The organism is Psychrobacillus sp. (genome assembly GCF_032154225.1).
Classification (GTDB): Bacteria; Bacillota; Bacilli; order Bacillales_A; family Planococcaceae; genus Psychrobacillus.
In genome coordinates this window covers 93,175-103,535 of record NZ_JALDYF010000013.1, presented here as the reverse complement: position 1 = coordinate 103,535, position 10,361 = coordinate 93,175, and the positions used below count along the sequence as shown (strand labels likewise).

The 10,361-nt window shown below is 42.0% G+C and carries 10 protein-coding genes; all 10 read left to right on the top strand.

Translation table 11 applies throughout. The features are described 5' to 3' along the window. The coding region (locus tag RUH95_RS15545) for a hypothetical protein (RefSeq protein ID WP_313893805.1) at positions 1-232 on the top strand (232 nt) is incomplete at its 5' end. Positions 233-360: 128 nt separating this feature from the next. Beyond that, a complete protein-coding gene (locus RUH95_RS15540; RefSeq protein WP_313893804.1) occupies positions 361-786 on the top strand; it encodes an RbsD/FucU family protein in 426 nt (141 codons plus the stop codon). Positions 787-804: 18 nt separating this feature from the next. After that, a complete protein-coding gene (locus RUH95_RS15535) occupies positions 805-1,572 on the top strand; it encodes a DeoR/GlpR family DNA-binding transcription regulator (protein ID WP_313893803.1) in 768 nt (255 codons plus the stop codon). 153 nt (positions 1,573-1,725) lie between these two features. Further along, positions 1,726-3,204, top strand: coding sequence for a sugar ABC transporter ATP-binding protein (locus tag RUH95_RS15530; protein WP_313893809.1), 1,479 nt, complete (start codon positions 1,726-1,728; stop codon positions 3,202-3,204). 50 nt (positions 3,205-3,254) lie between these two features. Further along, positions 3,255-4,214 carry an ABC transporter permease gene (locus tag RUH95_RS15525; protein WP_313893808.1) on the top strand — a complete coding sequence of 320 codons (960 nt, stop codon included), beginning with the start codon at positions 3,255-3,257 and terminating at the stop codon, positions 4,212-4,214. Between the two features lie 58 nt (positions 4,215-4,272). Beyond that, a complete protein-coding gene (locus RUH95_RS15520; RefSeq protein ID WP_313893802.1) occupies positions 4,273-5,256 on the top strand; it encodes an ABC transporter substrate-binding protein in 984 nt (327 codons plus the stop codon). Positions 5,257-5,479: 223 nt separating this feature from the next. Next, positions 5,480-6,451: a Gfo/Idh/MocA family protein gene (locus tag RUH95_RS15515; RefSeq protein WP_313893801.1), complete on the top strand. Its 972-nt coding sequence runs from the start codon at positions 5,480-5,482 to the stop codon at positions 6,449-6,451. Positions 6,452-6,466: 15 nt separating this feature from the next. After that, positions 6,467-7,111 (top strand): class II aldolase/adducin family protein, encoded by a 645-nt coding sequence (locus RUH95_RS15510; RefSeq protein WP_313893800.1) that lies wholly within the window; start codon positions 6,467-6,469, stop codon positions 7,109-7,111. 12 nt (positions 7,112-7,123) lie between these two features. Then, positions 7,124-8,560, top strand: coding sequence for a rhamnulokinase (locus RUH95_RS15505; RefSeq protein WP_313893799.1), 1,437 nt, complete (start codon positions 7,124-7,126; stop codon positions 8,558-8,560). A gap of 14 nt (positions 8,561-8,574) precedes the next feature. Continuing rightward, the gene (locus tag RUH95_RS15500; RefSeq protein ID WP_313893798.1) at positions 8,575-10,359 is read left to right on the top strand and encodes an L-fucose isomerase; all 1,785 of its coding nucleotides are present in this window, start codon (positions 8,575-8,577) and stop codon (positions 10,357-10,359) included. The last annotated feature ends 2 nt before the right edge of the window (positions 10,360-10,361 follow it).

Genomic DNA, 10,361 nt, shown 5'->3' with positions numbered 1-10,361 from the left:
AAGGGACAAAGTCACCAGCGAAAGCCCCAAACTAGCTCACGAAAGGGACAAAGTCACCAGCGAAAGCCCCAAACTAGCTCACGAAAGGGACAAAGTCCCCAGCAATAACCCCAAACTAGCTCACGAAAGGGACAAAGTCACCAGCGAAAGCCCCAAACTAGATCACGAAAGGCGCAAAGTCGCCTTCGAAAGACCCAAAGTAGCCTTTGAAAGCCCCAAAGCCGCAATATAAACACCTCAGCCCACCACATAACGACCCGAACTCACCACAAAACCACCACCCAACAAAAAAACTCTTTCAATTTTCCGATTATTTGCTATTATAAAAGAAAACCAAAAACAAACAAAGGAGAAACAAGAATGCTCAAACATATTCCAAAATGTCTTTCCCCAAATTCATTAAAAATCTTAATGGAAATGGGACATGGAGATGAGATTGTCATTGCGGACGGAAACTTTCCTGCAGCGTCGCATGCGCAAAACTTAATCCGGCTCGATGGCTTGAACATACCAGAAATACTAGAAGCAATACTCACTTTAATGCCGCTTGATCCATATGCAGACGCGGCTATATTTTACATGATGCATGGCCCAGAGCTAGCTACACCGCCAATCTGGTCCGAGTACGAAACCATTCTCACAAAAACAGAAAATACCAATTTCACACCAACTAAACTCGAACGATTCCAATTCTACGACCAAGCAAAACAGGCGTACGCAATCATTGCCACGAGCGACCAAGCGCTTTACGCAAACGTCATTCTAAAAAAAGGTGTCATCACTTAAAGAAAGGGGAAATTCAATATGTTAGTTCCAGAAAGACATAAGAAAATCATCAGCATCGTGAATGCCAATAAAACAGCACGCGTTTCCGAACTAAGTAAAAGCTTGAAAGTGACGGAGGAAACAATCCGACGAGACTTAGAAAAACTAGAATCCGAAGGCAAACTTGCGCGTACGCATGGTGGTGCTGTTTCGACAGAACAGGAAGAGGGGGACATCCCGTATTTCCAGCGTGAAGTGATGAATAAGGAAGAGAAATTAGCGGTAGCAAAAGAAGCGGTCAAACTCATACAAGAGGATGACATCATTTTCCTGGATGCAAGTACGACTGCGCTCTACCTTGCGCGCCTAATGCCGAATCACAGAATGACAGTGCTGACAAACTCGATTCGCGTCGGAGTGGAGCTTGCGAATCATTCGAACATACAAGTGGTCGTTGTTGGTGGCAATCTATCACCATCTTCTCTTTCATTAGTTGGCCCATTAACTGTAAGTGCGCTCGAGCGTTACCATGTCAATAAAGTCTTTTTCTCCTGTAAAGGTTTGCATAAACAATGGGGGATTAGTGACTCCAATGAACAACAGGCGCTCATCAAGCGGAAAATGATTGAAATGGCAGATGAAAAAATTCTGCTACTAGACCACACAAAACTGGAGAAAAAAGCATTCGCCTATATCGCAAAAGAAGATGTTATCAACACAATTATTGTAGATGACGAAGCAAATAAAACATATTTAAACTATTTCGAAGAAAAAAACATATCCATTTTGTATGCGCAACTAGGTTGAAGCGCATCTTTGCATCATACAATAAAATAAATATTCAGAAATAATCGAATGTTCTATTGATTTTTAAAAATACTTGTTTTATAATCAACAAAAACACAGAAAAACAAAAGTAAAACAACAAAGGTGGGATGATAAGTGGAACCTTTATTAAAAATGGAGCATATAACTAAATCTTTCCCAGGAGTTAAAGCGCTTTCAGATGTGCAAGTGGACCTACAATACGGCGAGGTACTTGCACTAGTGGGAGAAAATGGAGCCGGAAAATCTACGCTCATGAAAATATTAACCGGCATTTATCAAAAGGATGAAGGAACCATTACACTGCAAGGCAATGAAATCAATGTCACATCACCAAAACAAGCGCAAGAACTTGGAATATCAATTATTCACCAAGAACTTAACTTGATGAGAGATCTCACCATTGCCGAAAATATTTTCATAGGCAGGGAACCAAAAGGAGCGCTGAACCTTCTGGTAGACGACAAAAAACTAAACAACCAAACAAAAGAACTTTTCGAAAAACTCAACTTAGACTTAGACCCCAAGACAAAGGTGCAACATTTGACCGTAGCAAAGCAGCAAATGGTAGAAATAGCAAAAGCACTTTCCTTCAATTCCAAAATACTCATCATGGACGAACCAACAACAGCCTTAACCGAATTAGAAATCGAAGTACTCTTTGAAATTATTAATAGCCTTAGAGAAAAAGGCGTCGGAATCATCTACATCTCCCACAGAATGGATGAACTTAAAAGAATTTCCGACCGAATTACCGTTATGCGAGACGGGACATACGTTGACACGCTAATAACTGCTGAAACAGAAATGAGTAAAGTGATTCAACTTATGGTCGGCAGACATGTGTACATAGAATCGAAGCCGAACATCGCAGAAGGCGAAAAAGAAATAGTGCTTCAGATGAAGAACATTTCCACAAAAGCATTATTAAAAGATGTTTCATTCGAATTAAAAAAAGGAGAAATCCTCGGATTTGCCGGCTTAATGGGAGCAGGACGCACAGAAGTTGCGAGAGTGCTATTTGGAGCAGATCCAGCAACAACCGGAACGATTAATCTCCATGGCAATGAAGTAAAGATAAAATCTCCGGCCGTGGCAGTAAAACATGGAATTGGCTACTTATCAGAAGACCGAAAACAATTTGGATTACTCGTCAACATGGATGTCAAATCGAATATTGCCCTTGCAACGATTAAAGACTATCAATCTAAAGCGATGTTTGTAAGCGATTCCAAAATAAAAAAAATAGCCATCGAATACGTCGACCAGCTCAAAATCAAAACACCATCCGTTGACCAAGAAATTAGATTGCTCTCTGGAGGAAACCAGCAAAAAGTAGTTATCGCAAAATGGTTGCAAAGAGATTGCGACATCCTCATATTCGACGAACCGACGAGAGGAATTGACGTAGGAGCCAAAGGGGAAATTTACAAACTGCTCGACGAACTTGCAGCGAGCGGAAAATCAATCATTATGATCTCCTCAGAACTGCCTGAAATACTTCGAATGAGTCACCGAATTGTCGTCATGGCAGAAGGCAAAATTACCGGAGTACTTTCATCCGAGGAAGCAACGCAAGAAAAAATAATGGAGTATGCAACGCAACTCCACTAACAATAGGGGTGAAGTAAGTGAATATCGAATCAGTAATTGAAAAAGAACCAATGAAGAAAAAGGTTATACCACCCGGAGCAATTCAACAAACACTCGCTTTCGGAAGCTTAATCGCCTTAGTTGTATTTTTCTCCTTTGCATCGAGTAGCTTTCTGCAATGGAGCAATATAATTGGTATTTTATTATCCACAGCAGTAATTGGTATTTTAGCACTTGGGGCAACATTCGTTATTATCACAAGCGGAATCGACTTATCCGTTGGTACTGTAATGACGCTATCTTCGGTTATTACCGGAGTCGTCATTGTAAATGCCGGACTTCCGATCATTGCTGGTGTGTTTGCAGGAATCGCGACAGGTGCGTTTTGTGGATTTCTTTGTGGAATCGCCATAACGAAGCTGAAAATACCGCCTTTCATTGCAACGCTTGCAATGATGATGATTGCAAAAGGGTTAGCACTTGTTATTTCAGGAGCAGCTCCAATTTATTTCACGGATCATAAAATTTTCACGAAAATCGCACTTGGATCAATCATTCCAGGCGTTAACATTCCAAATGCGGTTCTTATTTTCTTCATCTCTGCAATTATCGGAGCAATCATTCTTTCGAAAACGATTTTAGGTCGTTATAATTTCGCAATCGGAAGCAATGAAGAAGCGACAAAGCTATCAGGAGTAAATGTCAACTTTTGGAAAGTGGCTATTTATTCATTAGCTGGAGCTTTCACAGGAATTGCGGGTGTCATTATGGCATCACGATTGAACTCAGCGCAACCGGCACTCGGTCAAGGGTATGAATTAGAAGCAATTGCCGCAGTAGTAATCGGCGGAACTTCGTTAAGTGGTGGTAAAGGGACGATCGTTGGAACAGTAATTGGAGCACTAATCATGAGTGTTCTAACAAACGGACTCCGCATCATGTCGATCCCGCAAGAATGGCAAACGGTCGTTGTCGGCTTAGTTATCATTCTAGCAGTATATATGGATATTCTGAGAAGACGTAAAGAATAAAAACGGTTTTTAGTCCAAGTGACTTCAAATATAAAATAATGGGAATGGGGAGAAATAAATGAAGAAAAGATCTTGGTTTTTAGGAAGTATGCTAGCTGTATCTATGATTTTAGGTGCATGTAACTCAGAAGAAACAGGAACTGAAAGCGGCAGCTCAGACAGCGGAGATAAACAACCTTATGTAGCCATTGTTTCGAAAGGTTTCCAACATCAATTCTGGCAATCAGTTAAGCAAGGGGCAGAAAAAGCGGCAGATGAATTTGATGTGAAAATTACATTTGAAGGACCTGAAACGGAATCACAAGTTGATAAACAAATAGAAATGCTTCGCGCAGCATTAGACAAAAAGCCAGATGCTATTGGCTTTGCAGCTCTTGACTCGCAAGCAGCAACTCCATTATTAGAAGAAATGAAAGAAAAAAATATTCCAGTCATCGCATTTGACTCAGGTGTAGACAGTGATATTCCACTAGCAACAGCATCAACAGACAACAAAGCTGCTGCAGCACTTGCGGCAGACAAAATGGCTGAGTTCATCGGAGAAAAAGGAAAAATTGCGATGATCGTACATGACCAAACTTCTGTAACAGGAGTACAACGTCGTGATGGCTTCAAAGAGCAAATCGAGTCAAAATATCCAAACATCGAAATCGTTGATATCCAATACGGCGGCGGAGATCACTTAAAATCGACTGACCTTGCAAAAGCAATTATGTCAGCTCACAGCGACCTTAAAGGAATTTTCGGTTCTAATGAAGGATCAGCAATCGGTGTAGTAAACGCAGTACAAGAGTTAAACAAATCAGGCGACCTAGTAGTTGTAGGCTTTGACTCTGGTAAACAACAAATTGATGCGATTAAAGACGGCTTAATGGCTGGAGCGGTAACGCAAAACCCAGCAGGTATCGGCTATGAAACAGTAAAAGCAGCAGTAGACGCTATGAACGGCAAAGAAGTAGCAAAAACAATCGACACTGGATTCTACTGGTATGACAAGGACAATATGGAAGACGCAGACATCAAAGCAGCAATATACGAATAAAAAACCAAGGGGCTGACTATAGTCGGCTCCTAAACTAATAAAAACCTAAAGGCGAGGGCCGCGAAAGGCTCAAACAGAGTCACGAAAGCCCTAAACAGGGACACGAAAGCCACAAAGAGGGCCGCGAAAGCCACAAACAGGGTCACGAAAGCCACAAAGAGCGACACGAAAGCCGCAAACAAAAACAATCATCATCATTCAAACCAAAAGGAGGCTTGCTTTAATGAAAAAACTGCGGTGGGGCATTATCGGTGCAGCTAATATTGCAAAAAAACAAGTCATTCCAGCAATCCAACAAACAAGCGACGCAGAAATCATAGCAATCGCAAGTCGAAGTGAAGAAAAAGCACAACAATTCGCAAACGACTTCAACATCCCAAACATATACAACACGTACGAAGAGCTAATCGAATCACCAGAAGTCGATGCAGTGTACATAGCACTTCCGAACACGCATCACAAAAAATGGGCACTTGCAGCAATCCGAGCGAAAAAACATGTGCTTTGCGAAAAGCCAATCGTCATGCATGCTGCTGACTTACAAGATCTTCAAAGTGAAAGCAACAAACACGGCGTCATCTTAATGGAGGCGTTCATGTATCGTTTCCACCCGCAAATTGCCAAAGCCAAAGAACTTCTAAAGCAAGGAGTAATCGGAGACGTACTAACGATCCGTTCTCGATTCCATTTCACGATGGCAGATTGGGACAACGATATTCGGCTGAATCCAAATCTCGGCGGAGGAGCATTCAATGACATCGGCTGTTATCCGTTAAATGCAATTCACCATTTAATAGAAGAAACTCCGATAAATGTCCAAGCATTAGCTGGTAGATCCGACAAACAAGTCGATACGCATATTGCGGTGCAGCTCAATTATCCATCTGGCATACTTGCACAAATCGACGCTAGTTTTTTCGCTCCAATGACCCAAATGATTGATATTATCGGCACAAAAGGAACGATGCAGCTGCCATTCGCATTTCGTTCAGACTTAAACAATCACGAAGGAATTATTCAATACGAATCAAACAACGAAACGTATGTCATTACCGAAACCGCAAATGCATACGTAGAACAAATAAAAGCATTTCAACTAGCGATCCATCAAAACGAATTACCCCCAAATTACACAGCAGCACAAATGCTACAACAAGCAACGGAACTTGAAAAAGTTAACCAATTATTGCGCTAGAAAGGAAGTGTCCAAATGTCCAAAGTCATTGAAGAACTAACAAAATATGCCCACAAACTAGTAGATCAAGGGCTAGTTGTAGGAGCAGGCGGCAACTTAAGTATGAGAGATGGAGACGATATGTACATTTCTCCAAGTGGCTTTGACTTAAAAGAAATCGAGCCGCATCAATGGGTGAAAGTGAACATTACAACTGGGGATATAGCTGGAGATCTACGTCCATCATCCGAAGTATTAATGCATTTGGAGTGTTTTAGAAAAAGCGAGGAAATTCAAGCAGTACTTCATGCCCACCCTACTTATTCAGTTGGCGTTTCATCTGCTGGAAAAGACATTCCTGCTTTATTCCCAGACTTTCCAGCAATGGTGAAAAGCGTTGGGTATATCGACTATGTGATTCCAACGACAAATGAGCTAGCGGAAAAAGTAGCGGAGCTTGTAGGAAAGCACGAAGTAATGATTTTGCGAAACCATGGTGTTCTAACACTCGGTAAAACGATGAAAGAAGCATACTTTTTCATGCAGTTAACGGAGGAATCGGCAAAAGTGTATGCAATTAGCAGCATTTTCGGAGGACCAAGAATTTTAACCGAGCAAGAATGTGTAGATCTTCGAAACCTTTCGGCAGAAAAATATCGTTCTGAATTGCTTAAAGAATAGGAGGTAAACGAGATGAAAACAGTTATTGCCTATGATTTAGGTGCGTCTAGTGGTCGACTTGTTGCCCAAAACTTCAACGGAAACACGCTCGAAATGACCGAAATTCATCGTTTCACAAACAAGCCAGTTTACGAAAACGGACATTATTACTGGGATTATGATCACTTGATTCGCGAACTAAATGCTGGTCTGAGCAAGGTCAATTTCCCTACAGAATCAGTTGGTATCGATACATGGGGCGTAGATTTCGGGCTACTTCAACCAAATGGCACACTCGTTTCCAAACCCTTTTCGTACCGAGACACGTACACCGAACCTTACGTAAACCAAGCAACAAACAGCATTCCAGCATACGAATTATTTCAACAAACTGGCAATGAAATATCCGCCATCAACACATTATTTCAGCTAATGGCAATCCAACAGCGCTACCCGCAATACCTACAACAAACAGCACAAATACTCATGACACCAAACCTACTTATGCACGCATTATCAGGTATCGCGATAAACGAATTTACGATCTCATCTACATCACAGCTAGTAAACGCAAACAAGCAATGGGACGAACATATTCAAAACACTTTTTTCAATAAAACACTCCCATTTGCACCAATCGAAATGCCGCACCAAATCGTCGGTAGCTTAACAGCATACAAAAACATTAAAATGGCACTCGTACCAGGGCATGACACAGCATGTGCATTATCCGCACTGCCGATTCAAAAAGCCGATTCCATTTTCATGAGCATTGGCACATGGGGACTTGTCGGAAAAGAAATGGAAACACCAAATACAACAATAGAAGCGTTCCAAGAAGGCTTTACAAACGAAGGAACGAGCGAAGGGCATTACCGATTCCAAAAAAATGCAATGGGATTTTGGATTCTACAAAAGTTGAGAGAAGAGTGGAAGCAACAAGGACTCCACTTCACATATGAACAAGAAATTCACGAGCTAACAACAGCTACACCGTTTCAAACATTTATCGACCCGGACGATGCAGTCTTTTTCAACCCATCGTCGATGACCGAAGCAATAAAAAACTATTGCAATAAAACAAATCAGCAAGCCCCTACAACAGTCGGGGCACAAATTCGCTGCTTCGTCGAAAGCTTGGCACTAAAATATGCACACACGATCAAACAAATAGAAAAAATCACCCAAACGAACACATCCGAAATTCATATCGGCGGTGGGGGAACGCAAAACAAAAACCTATGCCAATTTATCGCAAATGCAACGCAAAAAACAGTTTACACTGGGTCAGCAGAAGCGAGTTCTATTGGAAACGGATTATCTCAGCTCCGTGCACTTGGAGAAATTCATACGATTGAAGAAGGTCGACAACTTGTCGCAAACTCCTTCAACATGATGGAATATGAGCCACAGCATACAAGCGAATGGCAAGAAGCAACAGCAAAATTTCAACAAATATTACATAACTAATGGAGGGTACAAACATGACAAAAGAACGCTATATTGGAACACTACCGAAAATAGGAATTCGCCCAACGATAGATGGTCGCCGCAATGGAGTGCGTGAATCACTAGAAGGCACGACGATGAATATGGCAAAAAACGTCGCAAAATTTCTATCTGAAAACCTTAAATACTACAACGGCGAACCAGTAGAATGTGTTATTGCCGACACATGCATCGGTGGAGTTGCAGAAGCAGCGCATGCAGCAGAAAAGTTCAAAAAAGAAGGAGTCGGTGTATCTATTACCGTTACCCCTTGTTGGTGCTACGGAAGTGAAACGATGGATATGGATCCACATTTACCAAAAGCAGTTTGGGGCTTTAACGGAACAGAGCGTCCAGGAGCAGTTTATCTTGCTGCCGTACTAGCAGGCTATAACCAAAAAGGATTGCCTGCTTTCGGAATTTACGGGCATGATGTGCAAGATGCTGGAGATCAGAACATTCCAAATGACATACAAGAAAAACTTCTTCGCTTTGCGAAAGCCGGACTAGCTGCTGCAATGTTAAAAGGAAAGTCATATCTTGCAATGGGCTCCGTTTCGATGGGGATTGCAGGAAGTATTGTAAAAGACGATTTTTTCCAAGAGTATCTTGGAATGCGCAATGAATACATCGATATGAGTGAATTTATTCGCCGTATGGACCTTGAAATTTACGATACAGAAGAATACGAAAAAGCACTTCAATGGGCGAATGAAAACCTAACTCGTGGAAAAGACAATAACAAAGAAGCATTCAAACGTACCGACGAAGAAAAACAAAGTGATTGGGAACGTTCAATCAAAATGACGCTCATTTCACGTGACTTAATGGTCGGCAATGAAAAGCTGAAAGAAAAAGGCTTTGAAGAAGAAGCAAATGGCCGCAACGCATTAATCGCTGGATTCCAAGGGCAACGTCAATGGACGGACCACTTTCCGAATGGTGACTTTATGGAAACAATTCTTAACTCATCATTCGACTGGAACGGCAAACGTGCACCGTATTTACTTGCAACGGAAAACGATAGTTTGAACGGTGTCACAATGGCAATGGGTCACTTGCTAACAAACACTGCACAAATTTTCGCCGATGTACGCACATACTGGAGTCCAGAAGCAGTAGAACGAGTAACAGGAAAAAAACTAACTGGCAGAGCGGAAAATGGCTTTATTCATCTGATTAACTCTGGCTCAGCTGCACTAGACGGGGCAGGTCGCCAAAAGATAGATGGCAAGCCAGCGATTAAACCTTTCTGGGAAATTACAGACGAAGAAGTGAAAGAAACACTCGAAAACGTTCAGTGGCGTCCGGCGTCTACCGAATACTTCAGAGGTGGCGGCTACTCGACAGACTTCACAACTAAAGGGGATATGCCTGTCACAATCGCACGTCTCAATTACGTAAAAGGCTTAGGACCAGTACTGCAAATTGCGGAAGGGCACACAATCGAACTCGAAGACGATATGCATGACACATTAGATCTTCGTACAGATCCAACGTGGCCAACAACTTGGTTTGTGCCAAACTTAACGGGCGAAGGTGCATTCACAGATGTCTATTCTGTTATGAACAACTGGGGAGCGAACCACTGTGTCGCAAGCTACGGACATATCGGCGCAGACTTAATCGCACTTGCGTCCATCTTGCGCATTCCTGTTAACATGCATAACGTCGAGGCATCGTCCATTTTCAGACCGAGTGCTTGGAGCATGTTCGGAACAGAACAAAGCGAAGCAGCAGACTTCCGTGCATGTCAAAACTTTGGCCCTCTTTATAAATAGGA

Coding starts and splice junctions, on each gene's coding strand:
- RUH95_RS15540 (WP_313893804.1), top strand. CDS start 361: ATGCTCAAACATATTCCAAAATGTCTTTCCCCAAATTCATTAAAAATC.
- RUH95_RS15535 (WP_313893803.1), top strand. CDS start 805: ATGTTAGTTCCAGAAAGACATAAGAAAATCATCAGCATCGTGAATGCC.
- RUH95_RS15530 (WP_313893809.1), top strand. CDS start 1,726: ATGGAGCATATAACTAAATCTTTCCCAGGAGTTAAAGCGCTTTCAGAT.
- RUH95_RS15525 (WP_313893808.1), top strand. CDS start 3,255: ATGAAGAAAAAGGTTATACCACCCGGAGCAATTCAACAAACACTCGCT.
- RUH95_RS15520 (WP_313893802.1), top strand. CDS start 4,273: ATGAAGAAAAGATCTTGGTTTTTAGGAAGTATGCTAGCTGTATCTATG.
- RUH95_RS15515 (WP_313893801.1), top strand. CDS start 5,480: ATGAAAAAACTGCGGTGGGGCATTATCGGTGCAGCTAATATTGCAAAA.
- RUH95_RS15510 (WP_313893800.1), top strand. CDS start 6,467: ATGTCCAAAGTCATTGAAGAACTAACAAAATATGCCCACAAACTAGTA.
- RUH95_RS15505 (WP_313893799.1), top strand. CDS start 7,124: ATGAAAACAGTTATTGCCTATGATTTAGGTGCGTCTAGTGGTCGACTT.
- RUH95_RS15500 (WP_313893798.1), top strand. CDS start 8,575: ATGACAAAAGAACGCTATATTGGAACACTACCGAAAATAGGAATTCGC.